The 22,335-nt window shown below is 40.8% G+C and carries 30 protein-coding genes; 26 read left to right on the forward strand and 4 right to left on the reverse strand.

Going from position 1 to position 22,335, the window contains the following annotated elements; translation table 11 throughout:
• Positions 1–2 precede the first annotated feature (2 nt).
• The 4 genes from copZ to J7I80_RS05345 all read left to right on the forward strand — a co-directional run bounded on the left by copZ (position 3) and on the right by J7I80_RS05345 (position 3,872).
• Positions 3–209: a copper chaperone CopZ gene (copZ, locus tag J7I80_RS05330; RefSeq protein ID WP_102263227.1), complete on the forward strand. Its 207-nt coding sequence runs from the start codon at positions 3–5 to the stop codon at positions 207–209.
• A 193-nt stretch (positions 210–402) separates the two neighbouring features.
• Positions 403–1,890: a lmo1851 family serine protease gene (locus J7I80_RS05335; protein WP_214736402.1), complete on the forward strand. Its 1,488-nt coding sequence runs from the start codon at positions 403–405 to the stop codon at positions 1,888–1,890.
• A 63-nt stretch (positions 1,891–1,953) separates the two neighbouring features.
• Positions 1,954–2,868, forward strand: coding sequence for a CobW family GTP-binding protein (locus J7I80_RS05340; RefSeq protein WP_214736341.1), 915 nt, complete (start codon positions 1,954–1,956; stop codon positions 2,866–2,868).
• A gap of 167 nt (positions 2,869–3,035) precedes the next feature.
• On the forward strand, positions 3,036–3,872 hold the full coding sequence (locus J7I80_RS05345) for a hypothetical protein (protein WP_214736342.1): 837 nt from the start codon (positions 3,036–3,038) through the stop codon (positions 3,870–3,872).
• A 69-nt stretch (positions 3,873–3,941) separates the two neighbouring features.
• Here the strand turns inward: J7I80_RS05345 and J7I80_RS05350 are convergent, their stop codons facing one another.
• The gene (locus tag J7I80_RS05350; protein ID WP_023627701.1) at positions 3,942–4,181 is read right to left on the reverse strand and encodes a hypothetical protein; all 240 of its coding nucleotides are present in this window, start codon (positions 4,179–4,181) and stop codon (positions 3,942–3,944) included.
• A gap of 109 nt (positions 4,182–4,290) precedes the next feature.
• On the opposite strand from J7I80_RS05350, the gene J7I80_RS05355 reads away from it, so the two are divergent.
• The 11 genes from J7I80_RS05355 to J7I80_RS05405 all read left to right on the forward strand — a co-directional run bounded on the left by J7I80_RS05355 (position 4,291) and on the right by J7I80_RS05405 (position 11,683).
• Positions 4,291–4,575: a hypothetical protein gene (locus J7I80_RS05355; protein ID WP_214736343.1), complete on the forward strand. Its 285-nt coding sequence runs from the start codon at positions 4,291–4,293 to the stop codon at positions 4,573–4,575.
• A 308-nt stretch (positions 4,576–4,883) separates the two neighbouring features.
• Positions 4,884–5,210 carry a rhodanese-like domain-containing protein gene (locus J7I80_RS05360; RefSeq protein WP_214736344.1) on the forward strand — a complete coding sequence of 109 codons (327 nt, stop codon included), beginning with the start codon at positions 4,884–4,886 and terminating at the stop codon, positions 5,208–5,210.
• An 11-nt stretch (positions 5,211–5,221) separates the two neighbouring features.
• Positions 5,222–5,485 carry a metal-sensitive transcriptional regulator gene (locus tag J7I80_RS05365; RefSeq protein ID WP_167833712.1) on the forward strand — a complete coding sequence of 88 codons (264 nt, stop codon included), beginning with the start codon at positions 5,222–5,224 and terminating at the stop codon, positions 5,483–5,485.
• A gap of 127 nt (positions 5,486–5,612) precedes the next feature.
• Positions 5,613–5,978 (forward strand): rhodanese-like domain-containing protein, encoded by a 366-nt coding sequence (locus J7I80_RS05370; protein WP_214736345.1) that lies wholly within the window; start codon positions 5,613–5,615, stop codon positions 5,976–5,978.
• Positions 5,979–5,997: 19 nt separating this feature from the next.
• Positions 5,998–6,291, forward strand: a complete 294-nt coding sequence (locus J7I80_RS05375; protein ID WP_214736346.1) for a rhodanese-like domain-containing protein — start codon at positions 5,998–6,000, stop codon at positions 6,289–6,291.
• 189 nt (positions 6,292–6,480) lie between these two features.
• Positions 6,481–6,765 (forward strand): hypothetical protein, encoded by a 285-nt coding sequence (locus J7I80_RS05380; protein WP_214736347.1) that lies wholly within the window; start codon positions 6,481–6,483, stop codon positions 6,763–6,765.
• A 134-nt stretch (positions 6,766–6,899) separates the two neighbouring features.
• Positions 6,900–7,865, forward strand: coding sequence for a YncE family protein (locus tag J7I80_RS05385; RefSeq protein WP_214736348.1), 966 nt, complete (start codon positions 6,900–6,902; stop codon positions 7,863–7,865).
• Between the two features lie 4 nt (positions 7,866–7,869).
• Entirely contained in the window at positions 7,870–8,550 is a 681-nt protein-coding gene (locus tag J7I80_RS05390; RefSeq protein ID WP_214736349.1) for a response regulator transcription factor, read from the forward strand.
• Entirely contained in the window at positions 8,547–9,950 is a 1,404-nt protein-coding gene (locus tag J7I80_RS05395) for a sensor histidine kinase (RefSeq protein ID WP_214736350.1), read from the forward strand. Before J7I80_RS05390 ends, J7I80_RS05395 begins: the two co-directional genes overlap by 4 nt.
• A 109-nt stretch (positions 9,951–10,059) precedes the next feature.
• Positions 10,060–10,533: a FixH family protein gene (locus J7I80_RS05400; protein ID WP_214736351.1), complete on the forward strand. Its 474-nt coding sequence runs from the start codon at positions 10,060–10,062 to the stop codon at positions 10,531–10,533.
• A 415-nt stretch (positions 10,534–10,948) separates the two neighbouring features.
• Entirely contained in the window at positions 10,949–11,683 is a 735-nt protein-coding gene (locus tag J7I80_RS05405) for a CAP domain-containing protein (RefSeq protein WP_214736352.1), read from the forward strand.
• A 40-nt stretch (positions 11,684–11,723) separates the two neighbouring features.
• Here J7I80_RS05405 and J7I80_RS05410 read toward each other — a convergent pair whose 3' ends face one another.
• Positions 11,724–12,197 carry an Hsp20/alpha crystallin family protein gene (locus J7I80_RS05410; protein ID WP_214736353.1) on the reverse strand — a complete coding sequence of 158 codons (474 nt, stop codon included), beginning with the start codon at positions 12,195–12,197 and terminating at the stop codon, positions 11,724–11,726.
• A 163-nt stretch (positions 12,198–12,360) separates the two neighbouring features.
• On the opposite strand from J7I80_RS05410, the gene J7I80_RS05415 reads away from it, so the two are divergent.
• Together J7I80_RS05415 and J7I80_RS05420 are read left to right on the forward strand one after the other, a co-directional pair.
• Positions 12,361–13,140 carry an SDR family oxidoreductase gene (locus J7I80_RS05415; protein WP_214736354.1) on the forward strand — a complete coding sequence of 260 codons (780 nt, stop codon included), beginning with the start codon at positions 12,361–12,363 and terminating at the stop codon, positions 13,138–13,140.
• A 196-nt stretch (positions 13,141–13,336) separates the two neighbouring features.
• The gene (locus J7I80_RS05420; protein ID WP_192470590.1) at positions 13,337–13,501 is read left to right on the forward strand and encodes a hypothetical protein; all 165 of its coding nucleotides are present in this window, start codon (positions 13,337–13,339) and stop codon (positions 13,499–13,501) included.
• A gap of 45 nt (positions 13,502–13,546) precedes the next feature.
• On the opposite strand, the gene J7I80_RS05425 is transcribed toward J7I80_RS05420, so the two are convergent.
• Positions 13,547–14,107: a GNAT family N-acetyltransferase gene (locus J7I80_RS05425; protein WP_214736355.1), complete on the reverse strand. Its 561-nt coding sequence runs from the start codon at positions 14,105–14,107 to the stop codon at positions 13,547–13,549.
• Positions 14,108–14,381: 274 nt separating this feature from the next.
• Positions 14,382–15,506: an amidohydrolase gene (locus J7I80_RS05430; protein WP_214736356.1), complete on the reverse strand. Its 1,125-nt coding sequence runs from the start codon at positions 15,504–15,506 to the stop codon at positions 14,382–14,384.
• A 162-nt stretch (positions 15,507–15,668) separates the two neighbouring features.
• Between J7I80_RS05430 and J7I80_RS05435 the strand changes: the two genes are divergently transcribed.
• The 9 genes from J7I80_RS05435 to dapF all read left to right on the forward strand — a co-directional run bounded on the left by J7I80_RS05435 (position 15,669) and on the right by dapF (position 22,318).
• On the forward strand, positions 15,669–15,989 hold the full coding sequence (locus J7I80_RS05435; RefSeq protein ID WP_214736357.1) for a DUF4870 domain-containing protein: 321 nt from the start codon (positions 15,669–15,671) through the stop codon (positions 15,987–15,989).
• A 175-nt stretch (positions 15,990–16,164) separates the two neighbouring features.
• Complete coding sequence (locus J7I80_RS05440; RefSeq protein WP_214736358.1) at positions 16,165–16,365, forward strand: PLD nuclease N-terminal domain-containing protein; 201 nt, start codon at positions 16,165–16,167, stop codon at positions 16,363–16,365.
• A complete protein-coding gene (locus tag J7I80_RS05445) occupies positions 16,365–17,273 on the forward strand; it encodes an ABC transporter ATP-binding protein (protein WP_214736359.1) in 909 nt (302 codons plus the stop codon). The genes J7I80_RS05440 and J7I80_RS05445 overlap by 1 nt, the downstream gene beginning before the upstream one ends.
• Positions 17,270–18,049: an ABC transporter permease gene (locus J7I80_RS05450; RefSeq protein ID WP_214736360.1), complete on the forward strand. Its 780-nt coding sequence runs from the start codon at positions 17,270–17,272 to the stop codon at positions 18,047–18,049. Before J7I80_RS05445 ends, J7I80_RS05450 begins: the two co-directional genes overlap by 4 nt.
• 265 nt (positions 18,050–18,314) lie before the next feature.
• Positions 18,315–19,703, forward strand: a complete 1,389-nt coding sequence (locus tag J7I80_RS05455) for a S8 family peptidase (RefSeq protein WP_214736361.1) — start codon at positions 18,315–18,317, stop codon at positions 19,701–19,703.
• Between the two features lie 126 nt (positions 19,704–19,829).
• Positions 19,830–20,621, forward strand: coding sequence for a hypothetical protein (locus J7I80_RS05460; RefSeq protein ID WP_214736362.1), 792 nt, complete (start codon positions 19,830–19,832; stop codon positions 20,619–20,621).
• A 108-nt stretch (positions 20,622–20,729) separates the two neighbouring features.
• On the forward strand, positions 20,730–21,059 hold the full coding sequence (locus tag J7I80_RS05465) for a four-helix bundle copper-binding protein (protein ID WP_214736363.1): 330 nt from the start codon (positions 20,730–20,732) through the stop codon (positions 21,057–21,059).
• A gap of 21 nt (positions 21,060–21,080) precedes the next feature.
• Positions 21,081–21,251 (forward strand): hypothetical protein, encoded by a 171-nt coding sequence (locus J7I80_RS05470; protein WP_214736364.1) that lies wholly within the window; start codon positions 21,081–21,083, stop codon positions 21,249–21,251.
• Between the two features lie 86 nt (positions 21,252–21,337).
• Positions 21,338–22,318 (forward strand): diaminopimelate epimerase, encoded by a 981-nt coding sequence (dapF, locus tag J7I80_RS05475; protein ID WP_214736365.1) that lies wholly within the window; start codon positions 21,338–21,340, stop codon positions 22,316–22,318.
• The last annotated feature ends 17 nt before the right edge of the window (positions 22,319–22,335 follow it).

Here is a 22,335-nt window from a genome sequence, read left to right on the forward strand (position 1 = left end):
AAATGGAAAAAACAACTTTAAATGTATCAGGTATGACTTGCGGACACTGCGAAAAGGCAGTTAAGAACGCTTTGATGGGAGTAGACGGAGTAGCTAGCGTCGTCGTTTCCCTTTCAGAAGGAAAAGCTGAAGTAGAATATGATGCCTCAAAAGCAGAAGTAAGCAAAATGAAGGAAGCTGTTGAAGATCAAGGGTACGATGTAGAGTAATTTGAAAAATTCTGATTGGCTGTGTGTAAATCAACTTTTCAAAGCCACCTAAAAAGAGGGTGTCCCAAGAGTTTTGGGACCCCTCTTTTTGCAATACCTATTTTTCTGTTAATTTTACAGTAAAAATGTTATCCTAATCATTAAGGATTTTAAGCTTGATTGGAAAGTGGTGAAAGGGTTGGATCAGCAAAATATGAATGAAGAAAACAAAGAAGAGCTAAAGGGTCAAGAAAAGGCTGCAGAAGCAGAGACTAAGAATAGTTTTCTTCGGATAAAAAAGTTCCACTTTGCAATGCTGTTGTTTTTTCTAGTCTTTTTAACAGCGGGTATCACTACCTTTGCACTTGCTTTCGGCGAGGACAAGCCAGCGGTGCAGGTAATTAGGGAAAGAGAAGAATTTGCAAAGCTATACGACGCATACGATACTTTGAAAAATGACTATTTTGAGGAAGTCGATCAGGAAAAGCTAATAAATGGTGCGATAGATGGAATGCTTGAATCCTTGGATGATCCATATTCGGATTATATGAGCCAGGAAGACGCAAAGAATTTCCATCAGAGTCTGTCATCTTCCTTTGAGGGAATTGGCGCAGAAATCCAGGAGCGGGATGGATTCATATTCATTGTCACTCCATTGAAAGGGTCTCCGGCTGAAAAGGCCGGCCTTCAACCAGAGGATAAAATCATGTCCGTCGATGGAAAAAGCCTTCAGGGTATGAGTTCAACCGAAGCAGTCGCTCTTATAAGAGGTGAAAAGGGAACAGACGTTAAGCTTTCCATTCTTCGCCAGGGTACAGAAAAACCAGTTGACGTCACCATTACCCGAGACACTATACCAATTGAAACGGTATATGGTGAGATGATGGACGACGGAATAGCGAAAGTCCAGATTACCAATTTCTCGCAAAACACGGCAAATGAGCTCGTGAAGATATTGAATGACCTGCAAAAACAAGGGATGAAAGGTCTAGTTTTGGACCTTCGTCAAAATCCAGGCGGACTGCTGGATCAGGCAATAAAAATATCCAGCCTCTTTGTACCTAAGGGAGAAATACTTTTCCAGGTTGAAGACCGTGAAGGTAATGTAGATAAGTATCCATCAGAGAACGAAAATAAGAATAACCTTCCTTTAGTTGTCATCATTGATAAAGGGAGTGCGAGTGCATCCGAAATCCTGGCAGGAGCAGTCAGCGAATCTGCTGGAGTGCCTCTTGTAGGGGAAAAGTCATTTGGCAAAGGTACTGTCCAGCGGGCGGAAGATTTTTCAGACGGATCGAATATGAAGTTTACCACAGAAAAATGGTTGACACCTGAGGGCAATTGGATTCATAAGAAAGGCATAAAGCCGGACCATGAAGTATCCATGCCTGAATATGCATCATTACCATTTATCGATCCGGAAACTGAATTGAAGGAATCAACAGCATCCGAACAGGTCAGGGCTGCACAAAAAATGCTCAAAGCTCTTGGGTTTGATCCAGGCCGCGAAGACGGTTTTTATGATGAAAAAACAAAGGAAGCTGTGATTGCCTTCCAAAAATCAAAAGAACTGGATGAAACAGGTATCCTTAAAGGCAGCTCAACAATCGAACTAATGAATGCTTTACGCGAACAGATTAAAAATGACGACCCGCAAATTCAGAAAGCGATAGAAGTGTTGAAGCAGGAAATGAATAATTAAAAAGAATCTCCAGCTTTTGCTGGAGATTTTCCACATTACATAGAAAGGATAGGCGGATGTGAAATGAAAAAAACAGAGGTTTACATTTTATCCGGTTTCCTTGGTACCGGCAAAACGACATTACTTAAGCAAATTTTACAGCATGAAAAAGATAACGGACGCACCATTGCCGTTATGATGAATGAGCTTGGCAGTGTTTCGATCGATTCGGATGCTGTTGATACAGATGTTCCATTAAAAGAGCTTTTGGGAGGATGCATCTGCTGCACGATTCAGGATAAACTCGAATCTCAGATTCAGGGATTACTATTTGATCATGATCTCGATGCGATTTATATAGAAACCACAGGTGCCGCACATCCAGTAGAGGTATTGGATGCTGTCCTTTCCCCATTGTTTGCTGACAAGCTTGCAATCAAGGGGATCATCACAACAGTTGATGGCCAGCAGTGGCTCAATAGGAGAACGCTAGACCCCCAGGTACATCAGCTCTTGCTTGAACAAGTGAAGCATGCGGATCTGATTATCGTCAATAAATCAGACTTGCTCAATGAAGCCGAGAAGGCAAAAGTTAACATGGACATTCAGGGATTCAACCCACAAGCTAAATGTATTTTAAGTACCTATTCGAAAATGCCTATGAAACTGCTGGAAGGATTGGCTTATACCGAAGAAGCTAAAAGTTCTGGGGCGCATGTTCAGTCTGATCTGAGGATAAGCACGTTTGTGCATCGATTTGACGGAGCGATCAGCCAGAAAGATTTTGAAGATTTTTTGAGGGCGCTGCCGGATTCCATATACCGGATAAAAGGATATGTTTTATTTGACCATTCCCAGTACCCAGACCTGTTCCAGTACTCATACGGGATGCCATTGTATATGAAGGAATATATGAAAATGCCGCTCAATCTCGTATTCATCGGCCAGGTAACAGACTGGAGCCTGCTTAAACAGCAGCTGATGGATCTGGAAAAGTAAGTTCATCACCAATTTACCCAGCTAATGCTGGGTTTTTTGTTTGCTTTAATGGAGTCACCTGAATAGCAGCAAGCAAAAAAGCAAAAACTTTCATGAAGCATTATTCTGTTCAGTTGGAATTTAAAAGCAAATCAAGGTTAAAGCCGAGTGAAAAAGAGATGATCAAAATGCAAACAATAAAAGTAATAATATTGACAATTGTTCTCCTTGCCACAGCCGGGTATAGCATAGAAGCAGGGAAGACTGCCAAAACAGAGCAAGTCAAAATGTTACAGTGGGAAGAGGTAAATGAAATTCTGCCAAGGTATAGCAAGTTCACAGTTGTCGATCTTGAAACAGGCATGAAATTCCGAGTACAAAGAAGGGCAGGAAGCAACCATGCAGATGTCCAGCCATTATCACCAAAAGATACTGCAATCATGAAGAAAATTTATGATGGGAAATGGAGCTGGAAGCGGAGGGCGATTATCGTCATCTCGGAAGAAGGGAAAATCGCAGCGTCAATGCATGGGATGCCACATGGCGGAGGAGCCTTGAAGAATAACTTTCCGGGTCATTTTTGCATCCATTTTTATGGAAGTACGACGCACCGGACAAATTTCATGGATCTATCCCATAAACTTATGATCTTGAAATCAGCAGGAAAGCTTGAAAAATATTTGGAACAAACTGACCCTTACGACTTGGTAAACGCGTATATCGCCGGATTGAAGCAGCAGGACCCTGACATCGTCTCTTTGGTCTCACTGCAAAACCTTGAGTGGGGGAAGGTCCTGTACAAAATCGAGAATATCAGGGTTTCACGGATGGAAGTACTGCCCGCTGAAGATGTGGGAGATCAGATGAGCCTTACTGTCCCTGTCGAGGTTAATTTACAGCTAAAAGGGATTGGCGGCAAGAGCTTTACGGGTAAAGTCCTCCTGGTGAGGTTCATGCCTAATGAACAATGGAGAGTTGATTCAATAAAGTTTTTTGAGAAAGCTGGAATAAATGTAAGCAATTAAAAAGCTTGAGAAAAATCTCAAGCTTTTTTCTTCTGCAATAAGATCAGTGGTCATAACGCCTGGTTTTCCTTAGCTTTCCCCAAACTTGGCAAATGTCTTTTCATCCTCAACAAGTCCACAAGCAGCACACTGGATTTTAAGTTCTGGACCTTTGTATGGAAGATGAAAAGGCTCAAGCTGGTCATTTGAATATTGCTCCACAATTTCACCTGATTGAGGATTCAGCTTTACAGGCTGGGGAACTTGGGAAATCATATTGAATCTAGTCCTGTTCGTCTTGCAGTTAGGGCATCGATACGGTTTGCTCATAGTTATTCTCCTTTAAAGTAATTTAACTTATTTTTTGCATTGTCAGCCTGAATTATGTAAATATACTAGTGAGGGTTTGACTATGTTATGTATATCAGGAGGCTACATGATGGCAGCGAGGGATTATGAAAAGTTACTTAATGAATACAGGACCATATGGAACAACCGGAAACTTCATTCTGAACAGTTACCAGAAAAAATACTTAAAGATGCTATTTATAGAGAATTGAAGGATGAAAACTCCCATCCAAGAGCAAGAAGGACATTAATGGAAAAATACTACCTTTCCACAAAAAGGATCCTGGAAGCATCTTTGGAAAGTGACAGTAAAATGATGTTAATACAGTTGCATATGGAATTGGCTGAGGCAATTAAAGAAGAAGCGGGAAAATAAATCCATAAACAGCACTTCAACCAGGGAAGGCATTGATTTCAAAGCACCTAAAAAGCACCAAAACTCATCTGCAAAACAAATTAGCCTGGACCGCATCATAACTGATAATTGGCATTTAAATAACGGTGTGTATGATGCCAAAATGATATAGAATGTTTAAAGAGGGAAGGGATCCTTGCTTCTTTTTTTGCTTGGCAAAACAAATGTCAAAAAATATCATCATAACTATTGATTTTATACCCCGTATGGTATAATATCAATATTATAAGTTCAGTAATGAACAAGTTAAAACAAGAGGTGAAGAGTAGTTGCTCACAACTTTAATCATCAGTCTCCTTCTAGTTACCTTGGTTTTTAACCGTTACGTTCCAGTCAGGAATCTACCGGCGGTAAAGGACTATGAAAAGGATGCGGTTTTTGTCGATCTCAGAGATTATCAGGATTCTGCGAAAAATCCAGTAAATGGTGCCATTAATATTCCTTGTGGATATTTGAAACGTTATATAAAAGAAATTCCAGACAGGCATATCGTCATCATTGCCTCAAATGAATTGGAAAAGAATTTTGGAGCAAGATTGCTTAAGAAATATGGTTACAATGTTAAAGGATATACAATTACTGGACCATCACAATAGGAGGTGGCAAGGTGGAGTACAATAAAGAGATAGTCAATCGCTTGAAAAGAATTGAAGGACAGGTCAGGGGAAGTATCCGGCTGCTTGAAGAACAGGAAGAATGCAAGTCGGTCGTGACACAATTGTCAGCAATTCGCTCTGCGGTTGACCGAACCATTGCTTTGGTTGTCAGCAAAAATCTTGAACAATGCCTAATCAGCGATTTACAAGAAGGCAGAGAAACGTCCCAGGCTGTAAATGATGCTGTAGAATTGCTTGTTAAGAGCAGGAAATAATGAATTTCTGTTCTTGACAAGGCGATTTTTGTCACTTAAAATACCCTTATGGGTATATGGGTGTATAAGCATGCATCCCTGATAAATCATGACTTACTAAAATATGAGAAAAAAGAGGTGCATTCGGATGGATGTAGTAATTAATGTATTAATCGTTGTCCTTGCAGCAGCTTTCTTATGGAGCCGCTTCGCTCCAACTAAGGGAGTAAATCAAATCACGACAGCACAATTAGGTGAAATGATGAAAGCCAAGAAGGCTGGAGTGCAATACGTGGATGTAAGAACTCCTGGAGAATATAAAGGAAACCATATCAAAGGATTTAAGAACATCCCACTGCAGCAGCTTGGTAACCGCACAGGAGAACTTTCCCAGGAAAAAGATGTAGTTGTTATTTGCCAGAGCGGTATGCGCAGCAGCCAGGCAAGCAAGTTGTTGAAAAAGGCTGGATTTAAAAGTGTGACTAATGTAAAGGGCGGCATGAGCGCCTGGTAATGATAAGGAGGAAATTGAAATGCGTCAGATGACACCAACAGAAGTGCAAAATGGATTGGGCTCCAATGAATTCGAAGTTGTAGATGTTCGTGAAGTAAATGAAGTAGCACAAGGTAAAATTCCGGGAGCAATTCATATTCCATTACGTCTGCTTGAATTCAGGATGAATGAGTTAGACAAGAACAAAACTTATGTAATGGTCTGCCGTTCAGGCGGCCGCAGCTCCAGAGCTACACAGTTCCTTGACTACTATGGCTATAATGTGATCAATATGCAAGGCGGCATGATGGCTTGGCAGGGTTCAACAGAATAAAACAAAAATGGAGATGGCGGAAGCCATCTCTTTGATTTTGAGAAAGTGAATATAATCTTCTAGCATTTGAATACATAAAGAGAAGGATTTTTCCAGTAAATGTCGAAATATGCTTGATTGTGCGTTGCTTTATTCGTACACTAAGAAAGAAGGGGAAATTTCGACAATTAGTAACAAGGAGGAATTCTGATGTCTGGTTTAAGCCGCGTGGAGTTGGAACTTGTTAATGAAACTGTTCATGTCGAAGGTATCCATGACTTGCTTGTTAGGGGATGCTGGGTTGAGGAAGATGACCATCGCTGCATAATATCCCTGGGTCAAATTGAGTTCACTGGTGGTTTTCATGATTCTTATTTTAAAATTAGCCTGAAACCTTATGAGCTTTTCATTGAATCAGATAGCCCGTGGGAGCTGGAAGTGCTTGCAGAGGAACTGAAAGAGATAGCCGTAAAAAAGGCAATAATGACAAAATGACAATATACATATTTATGACTTGTCTCCTCGGGGGGCAAGTTTTTTCATTTTACTGGGGTGGTCCGATTTCATAGAATTATCACAAATTAGAGATATAATAATGTGAGATACTTGTGAGAGAAAAGGAGTAAATTATGAAGCAGATTTTAATAATTGCCGCAACGACTTTCACTGTTTTTTTATCTGCCTGCTCTTTGAAATCTTTTGAGCCTATACCAAGAGATTCTTCTTTTATTTCTACGATAAATATCAAGGAAATGACAATCTCCTTCTATGACATGGATAAAGATGAAAAGTTACCTGACTGGAATGTTGACCGCCCGTACATTGGAGGTCTGATTCTGCCTGACAAAGATACAATATTGCTTTATGGAAAGGCTGTAGAGACCGCAGACTTATATTCATTAAGCAGAGGGAAGAAGATTGAATCCTGGAAAACAGGAGAGGGAATCGTGAACGCACTATTAGTCGGGGATGGAACCGAAATAGCCTTTGCTGACCAGGAAAGAGACAGTGTGCGATTTTTTGATATAGATGGTACAGAATTGGATGAAGTCAAAGTAGAAAAAGAGCCGTTGACACTTCTTGAGGCCGAGGAAAAACTTTATGCAATCAGTGATAAACAAGAAATGCTAAGCATAGTGAACCTGGAAAATAAAGAGCGGCTTCCAGGGTTTGAGATTCACCCAGCTGCAGCCGGTGCGTTAATGTGCAGGGAAAAAGGGGAGCTGTGGATTGGTGGACATGGAAAAGGAACTGAAGTTGAGGAGCGGATACACATATACGACTTTAATAATGGCACTTTGATAAAAGAGATTTCTGCACCTGTCATGCCTGTGGATTTCACCAAGGGTGAAGATGATATATTTGTCCTGAGCCATGGTTCGAATATGCTTTATAAATTAGCTGGGGACGGATCAAAGAAGGATTCGATAAAGGTAGGTGCGAATCCGTTCGAAATCGACTTTTTTGCGGATAAGCTTATTGTTGCTGGTTATGACAGCAATGAGGTATATATAATCGACCCAGACAGCCTGTCCATTGAAAAAACGCTTGAAGTTGGCAACGGGCCATTCCAAATAGTGAAAAGGGAGAGATAACAGGATGAATCCCATAAATGTTTTAATCATAGACGACGAAGAGGATATGCGCAATCTTGTCCAAATGTATTTGGAGAACTCTGGATTTAGATGCGTCCATGCTGCTGATGGAGCAGAAGGATTGAGAAAACTGCATGAAGAAGATTTTGACCTCGTCATTCTTGATATTATGATGCCTTTTGAAGATGGCTTTGCCGTGTGTGGAAAGATACGCACCTTTTCACAAGTGCCGATTATCTTTTTATCAGCTAAAGGCGAAGAATGGGATAAAGTTAGAGGGCTCCAGCTCGGAGGAGATGATTATATCGTCAAGCCTTTCAGCCCGGGAGAACTTGTAGCCAGAATTAATGCATTGTTAAGAAGAACATCTTTTGTCAAGAATGATGAAGACACAGTGACTTTAGGCAAGATTAACATTGATAAAAAGGGAAGAAGGGTCAGTGTGGAAGGAGAAATTGTCCCGCTTACCCTCAAAGAGTTTGAGTTGCTCGTTTTTCTGGTTCAACACCAGGGCCAGGCCCTAAGCAGGGAGCAGCTTCTTGAATTTGTGTGGGGTATGGATTATCATGGCAGCTTGAGGACTGTCGATACGCACATCAAGACGCTGAGGATGAAATTGGGAACAGGAGACTATATTCAAACCATTTGGGGTGTAGGGTATAAATTCGAGGTGCCGGCAACATGATCTCATTTTCAGACAGCCTGTTTAAAAAACTCTGGCTGACAGTCACCGCTACAATCCTGGTGACCGTATTGTATTCCTTTTTTTTATCCTATCTATTTTATGAAAAGCTCTATGTCGACATAGTTGAAGAGTCACTTATAGAAGAAGGGAACCGCCTTGCCAGCGACTATACAGGGGGTCCATTGACCGATGAAATGAGGCAGCGAGTTGATTGGTATAATGAAAAATCAGAATCTGAGGTTTTCCTTGTCAGTAATCCAAAAGAGTTAAGCGCCTGCCTTCCTTATTCTATTGATTATGAAACATTGATTGGGGAGGAAGACCGTGAACTGCTTTTAAAAGGTGAACCAGTCATGAAATCAGGTTTTGAAGAGAGGTTTGGCAGGAAAATCCTTGCTGTGGCAATACCACTCCTTGATCATAACCGTCTCGAAGGAATTATATATTTATATGTTCCCCTTGCTAAGATATCTGAGTTAACCGTTGATTTCTCCTTTTTATGGCTTATAGGTGGAGTATTATTCATTATCATTGCAGCATTCCTGGGGTTTAAAATGCTTCACAGGCTTACCAGGCCTCTTGCTGCCATGAAGGAGGCAGCCGAAAGAGTATCTGGAGGCGATTACTCTGCGCGTGTTAACATCAAGTCCGATGATGAAATTGGTCAGCTTGCTAAAGCCTTCAATCATATGTCTGAGTCTGTTCAGAAAGAGGATGAGAAAAAGAGGGAATTCCTCGCCGATGTATCTCATGAACTGAGGACTCCAATCAGCTATATAAAGGGATATAGCGAAGCACTTGAAACAGGGATGATAAAAGAAAATGATGAAAAAAGTAAATATTTAAAGCTTATTAACAGAGAATCTGGCAGGATGGTAAAGCTTGTTGAGGATCTTCTCGATTTATCAAGACTGGATGCGGATGAATATCGTTTACTTAAAAATCCTTTTCCGCTGGCACAGCTCATTGAGGATTTTATTATCAAATATGGGCCAGCCTTAAAAGAAAAGAATATCAGCTTAACACTTGAACTTGATCCAGATATCATCATAAACGGAGATGAGGGGAGACTTGAACAGATCTTCCAGAATATCATCGATAATTCGATTCGCTATACAGAGAGTGGCGGAACGATTTCTGTCATACTATCCAAGCATTCCTATGGATGTAAAGTTGAAATAAAAGACACCGGAATTGGAATCCCAGAAGAAGATGTCAACAAGCTAACTGAACGCTTTTATAGAGTGAATAAGGCGAGGTCAAGGGCCGATGGCGGTACAGGACTTGGTCTGGCGATTGTTGATAAATTAGTGAAGCTGCATGATGGTAAAATGGAAATAGCAAGTGAGCTAGGACAAGGAACAACCATCAGGCTTTATTTTCCCGCCGTGGAATTATAAAATTTAAGACTTCATTTCTGTTTTCTAAATGATTGTAAATGCAGTTAGCTCGATCTTTCGACTTGGAAATTAAGGTTATACAACATTATTATTTTAAGGGGTTTATTGAATGAAACGATTTTTGCTTATATTAATGACAGTATTGATCGGATTGTCAGCGACAGCTTGTGCCCAACAGGAAGTAGAAGAAGAACCGCAATTTCTGGATGTTCAGCTTAAAGCAAATCCGGAAAAGGCTCAATTAAATGAAGAAGTTACTTTCGAGGCTAAGGTTACTTATGGTACAGAAGAAGTAGAGGATGCCGACGAGGTGAAATTTGAAATATGGCGTTCACAGGCAGAGGAGCATGAAAAGATAGTAGTGGAACACGATGAAAGCGGAATTTATCGCTTGAAGAAAGCCTTCAGTGAAGAAGGGACCTATTATATTATTGCTCATGTAACAGCGCGGAGTATGCATAACATGCCAAAGATTGAATTTGTAGTCGGCAGTCCAAGTGAGCCAGAGGGAAATGGGGAATCCACTGAAATGGAAGATATGGATGAACAAGATACAGATGCTCATGAAGAGAGTGGACATTAAAGGAAAGCGGCGATTGCCGCTTTTTTTCATGTCATTGCCTTCACATGCTAATTGAGGTAAAAACTCAGAACGGGATCATGTCATGTAACATACTTTAATGATTGTCATATTAACGAAAAAAATGTCATGAACCATCACTGTTACAAAAACTGTCAATCCTTTTATTTTTCCTATTTGTGGTTCTGATGGTATTTATGAAAATGATTAGGAAAATACTGCAATTAAAAGAATATATGCAAATTATCATTGAAAGCCTTTGTATTCCTGGTTTTTTGAACTTAGGTAAAACATCCTGCGGAAATATTATTAAAAGAATAATAGTTTTCCCGTTTTATTCCAGGTTTATTACAAAAAAACCATGATATGATTAGTTTGCAAGAGAGAGACAAACTAAAATTTCGGGAGGAATTCGGGAATGAAAAAGAAAATGATTCTTACAGCTTTTGCAGCTGCAGCATTATTCGCAGCAAATCCAGCTATGGATAAAGCAGATGCATCTACTATACAGTCAAAAGTTTACTATTATCAGAGTGGTAACTTAAGTAATGAACAAATCAATTCTATTTTACAAAAGTATTTTAAGAACTATCAATTCTCTTGGAAACAGGCTCAGCAAGCTAAACCTAACGTCCAGGAGCCTGTAAAAACTCCTGCGCCAACAAATGTACAAGAGCCTGTAAAAGCACCAGCACCAGCACCAGCACCAGCACCAGCACAGGAGCCAGCTAAAGCGCCTGCTCAAGAACCAGCTGCAGCACCGGTATCTTCAGCTGTTAGTGCTTACGAGCAAAAAGTGGTAGAGTTGACAAATCAAGAGAGAGCCAAGAATGGATTAAAGCCACTTGCGCTTGATACTGAGCTTAGCAAAGTAGCGAGGGAAAAATCCCGCGATATGCAGAACAAAGGCTATTTCAGCCACACTAGCCCAACTTATGGTTCACCTTTCGATATGATGAAGAAGTTTGGAATCTCATACCGTTCGGCTGGTGAAAATATTGCAATGGGTCAGCGTACTCCAGAGGAAGTAGTAAATGCGTGGATGAACAGTTCAGGTCACCGTGCGAATATCCTAAACTCTAGCTATACACACATTGGCGTTGGCCATATAGCAACAGGCAACTATTGGACACAAATGTTCATTGGGAAATAAGAAATGAAAAGAGCAGCCATCAGGCTGTTCTTTTTTGAGTTCATTTGGATATGTCGATTTCCGCAAATTGCAGATCGACCATTTTTTGAAGCCTTAATTCCAGTATACCATCCCGGTAGTTTGCTGCTGCTCCCTTACGCTTGACGGTTGCTGGCAAAACTAGTGTGTGTTTATCGGATAGATCAGGAATGTGTTCAATGATTACCTGGTTCGAGGTATAGAACAGTTTCATTTGTTTTAGCAGAGCTTCATCTTTTAGCGGGATCCTTACAAAAACAAAATCATGAGTTTCAAACATTTCCGCTTTTAATCCGGTGTTCGGTTTGACTGGCTCCGATGAATTTTGCTGCTGCATTCCTTTGAGCCATTCTTCCGGCTTTAACATTCCTTGCATATTTGGCTGAAGCATTTTGCCCATCATTTGCTGGACATAATTTTCGATTTCATCTGGTTTCATTTCCAAAAACTTTTTCTGTGTATTTCGGTCAAACGGCAATAGATTCCAAGGAAACAATTATATCCCGCCTTTCCAGCAGACCATCTTCGATATGAATAGTATATGCAGGCACCGGCCCAGCGGTTAAAGCGGAATTGTGGTATAAAGGTTAAAAGTTGCAAAACAGCTGGCTTCTTTTTAGTATAGGGATAAGTAATCTAAGAAGATGAGGGGTACCGTTGTGAAAAATAAAACTGCTTTGATTACCGGAGGTGCCACCGGTTTAGGAAGGCGAACAGCACTTCAGCTTGCTGCCGAAGGAATAAACATAATCATTAATTATCGTAACAGTAAGACAGAGGCTGAACAGCTTGCTGAAGAATTATCGGATCGGTTCAACACAAAGAATCTTTGTGTTCAGGGAGATATCACAAACTATGATGACTGTAAGCAAATTGTTTCTCAGGCCTTGAAGGAATTCACTGCGGTTGATATAGTCGTTCATAATGCAGGCCCATATATTTCGGAGAGGAAAAAGATGGCTGATTATCAGGTCGATGAATGGACGTACTTGATTAATGGCAATCTGAATGCAGTTTTCTATTTATCTAATTTGCTCATACCATCGATGAGGGAACGGAAGTGGGGAAGAATCATTACAGTTGGTTTCGACAGAGTCGAATCTGCTCCCGGGTGGATTTACAGGTCTGCTTTCGCGGCAGCAAAGTCAGGATTGGCTTCTTTGACAAAGACACTTGCAATGGAAGAAGCGGAAAACGGGATTACAGCAAATATGGTCTGTCCCGGTGACATAACAGGTGAGTGGAAAGAAAGAGCAATCAATGAATCATTAGATTCAATGGACCCTTCAGTACCGGTAGGCAGACCGGGTACCGGGGAAGATATATCAAGAGTTATAAGCTTCCTTGCGAATGATGATTCAAGTTTCATTACCGGCAGTATCATCCCTATTACAGGTGGAAAAGATGTGCTTGGAAAAGCTTTTCGTGAAATTCTATAGAATGAGCTGCAAAAACGCCAGTTGGCGTTTTTTTATTTCTCTTTTTGAGAAAGGCTGGTTATCTGCTGAACGTTAATGAAAAAACTGATTGAATAACATGAAACAGGATGGGAAAACTACTAGCAATTAGCAATCTTTTTGAATCGAATTATCTAATTATTATTAGTATTTAGTTTAATTGAGCGGGGTGGTTAAAATGGGAATAGGGTTTAATATGAATAGGATCAACCCAAATCAGACGCAGGTTTTCTTTGAGGATGGACGGTATGAAACATTGACAGATGCCGAACTTGAATTATTCCTGTCTGAAGCTTCCTTATCGGAACGGGAAGAAGCAACAGGGCAGGATCTGCTGAATTAGAAAACGCCCTGTTCATTTTTCAGGACGTTTTTATATGGTATTAAATTATGCCTCCAGTAATTGGGCAGCCCCATCTTCCTGGAAACTAGACCTTTTCAGGTACAAAGTATATTGGTCTTTTGGGATTTCATACAAATCATAAATCTCTTCATTAGCATTTAGCTGATCATAAATGTGCTTGCGTGTTTCGTTCGCTTTTACCACATAAGGCAATTTCTCAGCTGCTCTGATGGAACGGATATTCACTTTCCTGATACGCATAAAGATAGTTTCAATCCCTAGTTCGTAGAATAATTCCTGGAAGAAAGCATCCTTGGCCAATGTATTATACCCTTTTCCATGGAATGGTTTCCCGAGCCATGTGCCTAAGAATCCGGCTCCTTCCTGGATATCAAAAAGATTGATCGTGCCGATAGGATCTCCCCACTCATCAAGGATGGTACGGGAAATCAGTTCTCCTTGCTCTTCGGCTTCAATTGTTTGCTTCGTGACAAATACAAATTCTTCATATGAATGTGCCTTCTGGCGTACAAAAGGGAAGACCTCCGGATGCGCCATCAGCTCAAATAATTCATGGCAATCATGCAGATCGCGTTTCTTGAGCATTTTGTATCCCTCCACTCAGGGCAGTCCTATCCCGTGCGAATGTAACTACACGGCCACCCTCGAAATTTTTTGTAAGTTGCTAAAAAATTTCGGGGTGGGAATCGAACCCACTAGAACCAGGATACTGGTGGCGCACCATTTGCCTTCCCTAATCACTTTGCTTTATTAAATTTTATTTCCAAAGAGTATAATACAGGATATTTTCAAAAAAGAAAATAGTTTTTTCGCCCTTTTTTTCTGTGTTTTTTTGGCAAGAATCTACACCGAATTTCGACTAATTTTGATAAACAATCTTGCCATTGACCATTGTCCATATTGGCTTTGCGCTAAAGTGGAATGGATGTTGATTCCAAAGGACCAGATCAGCATCTTTCCCAGGCTCGATACTGCCGACACGGTCATCGACCCGAAGGTTCCTTGCTGGCAAAATTGTAATTCCCTCGAGTGCTTTTTGTTCAGATAATCCTTCCCTGACCGCAATGGATGCACAAAGATTTAAGTACTGGATCGGGGTGTAAGGGTGATCAGTCGTGACAGATACTTCAACACCATGGTCAGTCAATTCCTGATAGGTTTTCCAGCTCTTATTCTTAAGTTCCACCTTAGAGCGGCGAGTGAGTGTTGGACCTACCGAAACTTTCAAATTAAGGCCTGCCAGCTCTTCTGCAATCAAGTGGCCTTCCGTGCAATGCTCGATTCGCAAATCCAGATTGAATTCATCCGCAAACCTGATCGCAGACATGATATCATCTGCACGATGGGCATGGATCCTAACAGGTATTTCCCTGTTCAATGCTTTAATGATCGGCTTAATCCTCAAGGAATCAGGATTATCAGCATTCATCGCCTCGTAAAAAGCTTCCCTAAGCATCCCCATGATTCCCATTCGTGTGATGGAATCTTTATTCCCCATACTATGGATTCGTTTTGGGTTCTCACCTAGAGCAATTTTAAGTCCTGCTGTTTCCTGAATGATCATATTCTTAATGTTTTTCCCAGCCGTTTTAATGACAGATGTCGTTCCTCCGATTACATTGGCACTCCCTGGCATAACATGTGCAGTGGTAATACCATATTTAAGGGCATCGCCAAATGCAGGGTCGAGCGGGTAAACACCGTCAATCGCCCGAACATGGGGACTCATCGGTTCAATCGTTTCGTTGGCATCATTTCCGGCCCAGCCTGTACCTTCATCATAAAGGCCAAGATGGGTATGGACATCGATGAAGCCTGGCAGCAAAAAATTTTTACTGCAATCAATAAGCTCATCTCCAGGCTCGATCGCAATATCAGTTTCGATTTTGCTTATTATTCCATCCTCTATTAGCACATCACAATTTGAGCTTGGCTCAGAGGTGATTGGCATTACATTTGCATTCTTAAGTAGTATCCTGTTCATTTTCCATCCTATCCCGAAATTATTTTTTTGCACAATGGCTTGAATCAAGGGTTTATAAAGTACCCATTAATTTTCATTATAAAGAAAAAGTGCGCCAATAATGAAACTTTTTTACACCTTCTCCGTAAATTTAACTATAAGAGTATTGGAGGGAGAAAGACAATGCCGAAAAATGATGAAAGACTTATTGCAGCAGGCATTTATGTTATTAGCTTTTTTACTGCATTTCTTGGGCCGCTGATTATCTGGCTGATAAAAAAGGATGAATCGAGCTATATTGATTACCATGGAAGGGAATATATGAACTTCTTTATTTCTTATACTATTTATGGGATCGTTAGCGGAATACTTGTCATCCTGTTGGTTGGGATCTTCATGTTATGGGTCATCGGGATTTTAGCCATGGTATTCACCATAGTAGGTGCAATAAAAGCGTATGAAGGACAGGAATATCGAATTCCATTCATTTTCAGGATTCTTTAATATGGTTTTATAAAAATGTCCGGCAGTTATTTGCCGGATTTTTTTTGTATAGGTTTTTTTATATTTTAGATTTTGCTTTCCGAAAGCTTAATATAGAAATTTTTTTCGGAAATTTTTGAACGATTTTACCCTTCACCCGTCTTATGGGTGTAAAACAAATGAGGGGGTTATCAAAATGGAATTATTGGCTGATTTAAATTGGGCTTTACTTGCACCTATAATCATCATTCAGGTAATTTTATTGATTGTTGCACTGGTTGATCTTATAAAGATAGAAAAAACGAATGGTCCTAAATGGGTTTGGGCTATTGTCATATTAGTGGTTAACATCATCGGGCCTATCCTGTATTTCGTGATTGGAAGGAGAAATCAATAATGCCCTTAGTCCGAGTTGAAAATTTGGAAAAGAGTTTTAAAGACTTACGGGTGATCAAGGGATTGAATTTCGAGCTCGAAAATGGTAAATGTGTAGCGTTAATTGGAGCAAATGGTGCAGGAAAAACGACCACTCTTAAAATGCTCTCCGGGCTCCTTGAGCCAAGCAAAGGGGTGATTTCTTTTGTGGGAGAAAAGCAGGGCGGTGACCATCGACGATTGATTGGTTATCTTCCGCAACATCCTGTATTCCATGACTGGATGACGGCGAAAGAGTTTCTCGAGTATGTCGGGAAGCTATCAGGATTGAGTTCAAAGGAATCGAAGGAACGGTCCGCTGAACTTCTCGAGCTTGTGGGCATTGCGGATGCAAAAAACAGGAGGATCGGCAAGTTTTCCGGTGGTATGAAGCAGCGGCTGGGGATTGCCCAGGCAATCATCCACAGGCCGAAGTTGATTATGCTGGATGAGCCAGTTTCCGCCCTGGATCCATTCGGAAGAAGAGAGGTCCTAGAACTGTTGGAGAAGCTAAAGAAGGAGGCGACTGTATTATTTTCCACCCATATTCTTAATGATGCGGAAGAAGTGTGTGAAAGCATTCTGTTCCTCCACAATGGTCAAATTATTGAATCTGGAACAATGGATGAATTCAGGGAGAAATACCACCAGTCGAAAATCGATCTTGTTTTCAGCCAGGATGCCACCAGATTTTTAAAACATCTTTCAGAACATCCACAAATCGATTCCATCCAAATTGAAGTCAATAAAGCCAGTATTTACACTGAAGATATTGAAGCAGTCAAAGAGGTTATACTGGGCCAGGCAGCTAGAGAGAACTGGCCTCTCACGAAATATGAAATTGGTTCAATCAGTCTGGAAGATGTATTCATGAAGGTGGTGCAAAAATGAAGCAGTGGTTCACTTTACTAAACAAAGAATTCCTTGAGATGGCAAGGAACTACAAATGGATCTGGATGCCAATCACTTTTATTTTGCTTGGGGTGATGGACCCGCTAACCACCTATTACTTGCCTGAAATTCTTAATTCCGTCGGCGGTCTTCCGGAAGGAGCAGTATTTGAAATGCCCGAACCTTCCGCTCAGGAGGTATTTATCATGAGCCTGGGAGAATACCAGATGATTGGAATACTGATAATCGTCCTTTCCGTGATGGGAACAATTGCAGGTGAGAGAAAGAGCGGTGTCGCACAGCTGATTCTTGTCAAACCAGTTTCCTATTTCTCTTATATAACTTCAAAATGGGCAGCGGCACTTATATTAATACTCCTATCATTGTTCCTGGGTATGCTGGCAAGCTGGTATTATACTGGTGTTCTGTTTAAGTTTATCCCATTCGGCTCTTTCATGGAATCGTTCGGGCTATACGCATTATGGCTCGTACTTGTTTTGTCCTTCGTAATCCTTTGCAGTGCTGTATTCATGCAGCCAGTCGCAGCTGGTATGGCAGCCCTTGTTATAGTCTTTATTTTTACGATAATCGGAGGCTCCTTCCAGCATCTGCTTGAATGGAGTCCGACACAGCTCCTTACCTATGTTTCTGAGAGGTTGATTACCGAAAAGTGGCCAGAACATGTATGGCCAGCGACAGGTGTCACTTTATCAATGACAATTTTATTTGTTGTATTGGCAATCTATATCTTTAAAAGAAAAGAACTTGCAGATTGAGATCTGGTCAATGACCAGATCTTATTTTTTTGCTAGGAAGGAAGAACTGTTTTTACTAAAGTTTTGTCGAAATATTTAGATAACCATTTTATTAAAATGATTCTTTTAACATATTTCAACAGGCTATTATTTCAAAGACCTACTTACGAATAATAAATTATACCTAATTTTCTGGAGAAATACTGGATTTAGGTGTCGAATTCATTATATTGCTAAAGTTTGATTTTTAAATATAATGAAAATTAAGAAAAAGAGGAGGGGTAATATGTCGACAAGAAAAAAACTTTATGCAGGAACACTCGCTGTCCTTTTGGGAGCCGCTACCATTTTCAACGCAGGCGTAACAAAAGGAGAAGCAGAAACAAATACAGAAAATACATACCTGGTCATCTTTAAAGATCAGCAGGGCCTTCCAGCAGGTTATGCTGATGCAATCAAAAAAGCCGGCGGCCAAGTGGAAGATAAATTGGACAAGCTTGGTGCCGTAGAGGTTACCTCTAAAAATGCAAACTTCTTGAATGAAGTGAAGAAGTCATCTCTTGTCTTGGAAGCTGGTGTGGAGAATACTGTTTATCCTGAACAAACGATTGAAGGAGAAACAGTAGAAGTGGAAGACTTAACTGAGGGTGCTGACTTTTATAATCAGTACATGTGGGATATTAAGCAGGTAACTAATGATGGTGAATCCTGGAAGCTTCCAGGTGGAACAGGGTTGTCTGTAGATGGTGAAGATATCGTTGTCGGTGTCATTGATACTGGAATTGACTATAATCACCCTGATTTAAAGGATAATTACGCAGGCGGAAAGTCATTTGTTCCTGGCTATAGTGATCCAATCGATCAAAATAGCCATGGTACACACGTTGCCGGATCAATTGCCGCAAAAGGGGAAGCTCTTGGTGTGGGACCAGATCTTAAGGTAGCATCATACAGAGTATTCGGTCCAACTGGTGGAGCAGCAACTTCTCATATTGCTGATGCTCTAATGACAGCTGCAGACGATAATGTTGACGTAGTAAACATGTCTCTTGGGGGGTACGACTGGTTCCAGGATCCTGCGTATGCAACAAAGGACATCGTTGCGGATGTTCAATTATTCAATCGCGCTATCCAGTACGCCATCCAGAAAGGTGTAACGGTTGTAGGTTCAGCAGGGAATAATGCTGTGGATCTGAGCTGCCCTGGAAAATTGTCAGGCGATGACACAGGTGCAACCCACAGAAGTCCGAGCAGCCAGACAATGATCAGAGTATCTGCTGGCGGCGCTTTGAAGAATCTTGCATTCTACTCTAACTATGGAGTAGGTAAAATTGATGTAATGGCACCGGGCGGAGACCTTGGTCCAAACTATGATCCTTCCACTGGTGCTGGAAGAGATAATAGCTATCTTGCATGGAGCACAGTACCTGTATTAGATGCTAATAAAAATGTCATTGGACATGGTTACGGCGGTAAAGGCGGTACTTCAATGGCAGCACCGAAAACTGCTGCTCTTGCAGGTGTAGTAATCGCGAAGCACGGCAAGGATAAGCTTACTCCAGCTCAAGTTAAGGCAATCATCCAAAACTCAGCTGAAGATTTATTCAAACCGGGTTATGACGAGCAAACTGGCAATGGGCTGATCAATGCAGTAAATGCGTTGAACATTAAATAATTCTATTGAAACCGGACAATTGAACTCTGTCCGGTTTTGTTATGTTTGAAAAATGTAGAATGATTAGGCTCCTTGTTTAATAGAATTAGAGTGACGAAGTAGATTTTCTTCAAGGAGATAATAGATATGAGCATTCAACAATATTACCACCAGACAGCCTATATCAGTTTAAACGGATCTATTTTATCAGCGGGTATTCTTGCGGTGATTTTGACGGCAAGTCTGCTGTTTTCCTGGACAATACCTCTTTCTCTTGTGGCGGTTCCATTCTTGTTTTTCGTTTTCAGCCACTACAATCGCTATGTTCTCTATAAAAATAAATCAGAAGAGAGCGCGGTAGCATTTCATCATTATGATGATAAACAACTTTTCGAGCAAAACAACCTCCTGATCGGCTTCGCTCCTGCGCCTGCTGTAAAGTTACTCTTTTTTACTCCCGACGGAATGCATGCGGGGGAATTACGAGAACACACTTCTAAATGCTACCGCTGGTTTATCCCTTATTTCATAGATAAAAGAATTATGAAAAAAATTGGAATCTATGACTCAAAAGGAAATCTGCAGGGCAGTCTGATACAGGAGCGAAATAGATTTACAATGCTGAATGAACATAAAGAAGTGATTGGTGTGTTTTATCCAAAGAAGGCGACTAAAGAGACTATCGGATATGCTTTCCTAAGGGGGGGCAAAAAAATGAGAGTAGATAGAATCCCAGGATCGATGCACGATTTTAAGTTTTATCAAGAAGACGGCAATACGGCTGCCAGGTTGCAAAGAGGGTGGATGCCATTGGAATGGACAAGATTCTTCAAAGAAGCCAATACCCCTGTTTTAACATTCGACTATACGATGGGACAGCCAGAAAGGCTAGCTGTATTTGCTGCTCTCGCAAATGTCTATATGTATTACGACCACTAGTTATGTATTACGAGTATTAGTTTGAAAATTGTTCCATTTTTGAAAGTTTCGTTTATTGTTGGCTCTAATAGGTTAACAAATAGATAGAAACTAGAAGGAGGCTGGGACATGGTAAATCAACAATATCAGGATTGTATCCAGGCGTGCATAGAATGTATTGAAGCATGTAATGTATGTTTTGATTCCTGTTTAAAGGAAGAGAATGTAAAAATGATGGCGGAATGCATCAGAATGGACAGGGAATGTGCCGAGATCTGTGGCATGGCAGTAACTGCAATGCAGACAAACAGCCATTTTGTGAACCAGATTTGCGGATTGTGTGCAGAAATTTGTGAAGCTTGCGGCAATGAATGCAAAAAGCATGACCATGACCATTGCCAAAAATGCGCCGAAGCCTGCTTTAAATGCGCGGAAGAATGCAGGAGAATGGCATCCTAAACCCAGGGGAACCAGCAATCCATGCTGGTTCTTTTTATGTATAAAAAGGAATTGGCAATGGCTGGAATTAAGGGAATCTTCATTGCGCAAAAATCGTCTGAGAGGTCAAATACGGTAAAAGCAGGAGCACTTCATTGCCCGAAAATCGCTCAGGAAGTCAAAAACGGTAAAAGCAGAAGCCCTGCGAAATAAAAAATATAACCTTATTGCTTCAATATTGAACAATTCTACATTTTATGGCATCTTGTAATATAACGAAGGTTTTTGGGGGCGTAAGTATGTTGATTGATTTGATTAAATGTCATGGATCAAATAACGATTTTTTATTGATAGATGAAACTGACCGTAATTATAAATTTGATGATTTTAAAAGGCGTGACCTTGCGCTGGCGCTTTGTGACAGGGAATCGTCACTGGGTGCGGATGGGATTCTGTTCATCCGTCCAAGCAAGGTTGCAGACGCCCAGTATCGTATTTTTAATTCTGACGGTACTGAAGCATCCATGTGCGGCAATGGTCTTCGCTGTGCAGGACGATATGTCTGTGAGAAGCTTGGCGTGGATGAAGCTGTGATTGAAACGATGAAAGCCAACCTCAAGGTGATGAAGCATGAGGAGATTTTCAGTGATATCCCAACATATCAGGTGGAAATATCACCGGTAACTTTTGAACTGAAGGATTTGCCGTTAGTGCTCCACCAGGAAAACCTGATTCAGGAGAAGATTCCGCAGTTGTCTGAGGAATTGACGTTTACAGCTCTCGCGGTGCCAAATCCTCATCTGACGGCAGTAGTCAGCAAAGAGCAATTGGAATCCAATCTGCAAACAGAATTAAGCGAAAAGGTCAACAATCCTAATGATCTTTTTCCTGACGGCGTCAATGTCAGTTTCATAAGGCTCCTTGAAAAGGGGAGTATCTTTGTTAGGACCTATGAACGAGGCGTTGGCTATACGAATGCTTGTGGAACAGCGATGTCAGCTTCCACACTTGTCACATGCCTTATGGGGGAGAATGAACTTGGCCAGCCAATCAATGTCTACAATAATGGCGGTATGGTTCAATGCGCTGTTCATAAAGAAGAAGATACTTATACTATTGACTTGATAGGCAATGCTACTTTTGTATACTCTGCTCAAATTGAGGTTGATTTTTCAAAAGAGGAATTACTCGAGGAAATCCTGGAACAGGAAGATTTTAAAGAAGATATCCTGTACGGTAAACTGCAGGAGCATGCGAAAAAGTATCTAAGCCAATTTTAAACGAAAAAATCCTGAGG

The sequence above is a fragment of the Bacillus sp. ISL-41 genome (assembly GCF_018613235.1).
Taxonomy (GTDB): domain Bacteria; phylum Bacillota; class Bacilli; order Bacillales; family Cytobacillaceae; genus Mesobacillus.

Excerpts from the sequence above, each read along its gene's own strand:
- copZ (WP_102263227.1), top strand. The coding sequence starts at position 3 with ATGGAAAAAACAACTTTAAATGTATCAGGTATGACTTGCGGACACTGC.
- J7I80_RS05335 (WP_214736402.1), top strand. The coding sequence starts at position 403 with ATGAATGAAGAAAACAAAGAAGAGCTAAAGGGTCAAGAAAAGGCTGCA.
- J7I80_RS05340 (WP_214736341.1), top strand. The coding sequence starts at position 1,954 with ATGAAAAAAACAGAGGTTTACATTTTATCCGGTTTCCTTGGTACCGGC.
- J7I80_RS05345 (WP_214736342.1), top strand. The coding sequence starts at position 3,036 with ATGCAAACAATAAAAGTAATAATATTGACAATTGTTCTCCTTGCCACA.
- J7I80_RS05350 (WP_023627701.1), bottom strand. The coding sequence starts at position 4,181 with ATGAGCAAACCGTATCGATGCCCTAACTGCAAGACGAACAGGACTAGA.
- J7I80_RS05355 (WP_214736343.1), top strand. The coding sequence starts at position 4,291 with ATGGCAGCGAGGGATTATGAAAAGTTACTTAATGAATACAGGACCATA.
- J7I80_RS05370 (WP_214736345.1), top strand. The coding sequence starts at position 5,613 with ATGGATGTAGTAATTAATGTATTAATCGTTGTCCTTGCAGCAGCTTTC.
- J7I80_RS05375 (WP_214736346.1), top strand. The coding sequence starts at position 5,998 with ATGCGTCAGATGACACCAACAGAAGTGCAAAATGGATTGGGCTCCAAT.
- J7I80_RS05380 (WP_214736347.1), top strand. The coding sequence starts at position 6,481 with ATGTCTGGTTTAAGCCGCGTGGAGTTGGAACTTGTTAATGAAACTGTT.
- J7I80_RS05385 (WP_214736348.1), top strand. The coding sequence starts at position 6,900 with ATGAAGCAGATTTTAATAATTGCCGCAACGACTTTCACTGTTTTTTTA.
- J7I80_RS05390 (WP_214736349.1), top strand. The coding sequence starts at position 7,870 with ATGAATCCCATAAATGTTTTAATCATAGACGACGAAGAGGATATGCGC.
- J7I80_RS05395 (WP_214736350.1), top strand. The coding sequence starts at position 8,547 with ATGATCTCATTTTCAGACAGCCTGTTTAAAAAACTCTGGCTGACAGTC.
- J7I80_RS05400 (WP_214736351.1), top strand. The coding sequence starts at position 10,060 with ATGAAACGATTTTTGCTTATATTAATGACAGTATTGATCGGATTGTCA.
- J7I80_RS05405 (WP_214736352.1), top strand. The coding sequence starts at position 10,949 with ATGAAAAAGAAAATGATTCTTACAGCTTTTGCAGCTGCAGCATTATTC.
- J7I80_RS05420 (WP_192470590.1), top strand. The coding sequence starts at position 13,337 with ATGGGAATAGGGTTTAATATGAATAGGATCAACCCAAATCAGACGCAG.
- J7I80_RS05425 (WP_214736355.1), bottom strand. The coding sequence starts at position 14,107 with ATGCTCAAGAAACGCGATCTGCATGATTGCCATGAATTATTTGAGCTG.
- J7I80_RS05430 (WP_214736356.1), bottom strand. The coding sequence starts at position 15,506 with ATGAACAGGATACTACTTAAGAATGCAAATGTAATGCCAATCACCTCT.
- J7I80_RS05435 (WP_214736357.1), top strand. The coding sequence starts at position 15,669 with ATGCCGAAAAATGATGAAAGACTTATTGCAGCAGGCATTTATGTTATT.
- J7I80_RS05440 (WP_214736358.1), top strand. The coding sequence starts at position 16,165 with ATGGAATTATTGGCTGATTTAAATTGGGCTTTACTTGCACCTATAATC.
- J7I80_RS05445 (WP_214736359.1), top strand. The coding sequence starts at position 16,365 with ATGCCCTTAGTCCGAGTTGAAAATTTGGAAAAGAGTTTTAAAGACTTA.
- J7I80_RS05450 (WP_214736360.1), top strand. The coding sequence starts at position 17,270 with ATGAAGCAGTGGTTCACTTTACTAAACAAAGAATTCCTTGAGATGGCA.
- J7I80_RS05455 (WP_214736361.1), top strand. The coding sequence starts at position 18,315 with ATGTCGACAAGAAAAAAACTTTATGCAGGAACACTCGCTGTCCTTTTG.
- J7I80_RS05460 (WP_214736362.1), top strand. The coding sequence starts at position 19,830 with ATGAGCATTCAACAATATTACCACCAGACAGCCTATATCAGTTTAAAC.
- J7I80_RS05465 (WP_214736363.1), top strand. The coding sequence starts at position 20,730 with ATGGTAAATCAACAATATCAGGATTGTATCCAGGCGTGCATAGAATGT.
- J7I80_RS05470 (WP_214736364.1), top strand. The coding sequence starts at position 21,081 with ATGCTGGTTCTTTTTATGTATAAAAAGGAATTGGCAATGGCTGGAATT.
- dapF (WP_214736365.1), top strand. The coding sequence starts at position 21,338 with ATGTTGATTGATTTGATTAAATGTCATGGATCAAATAACGATTTTTTA.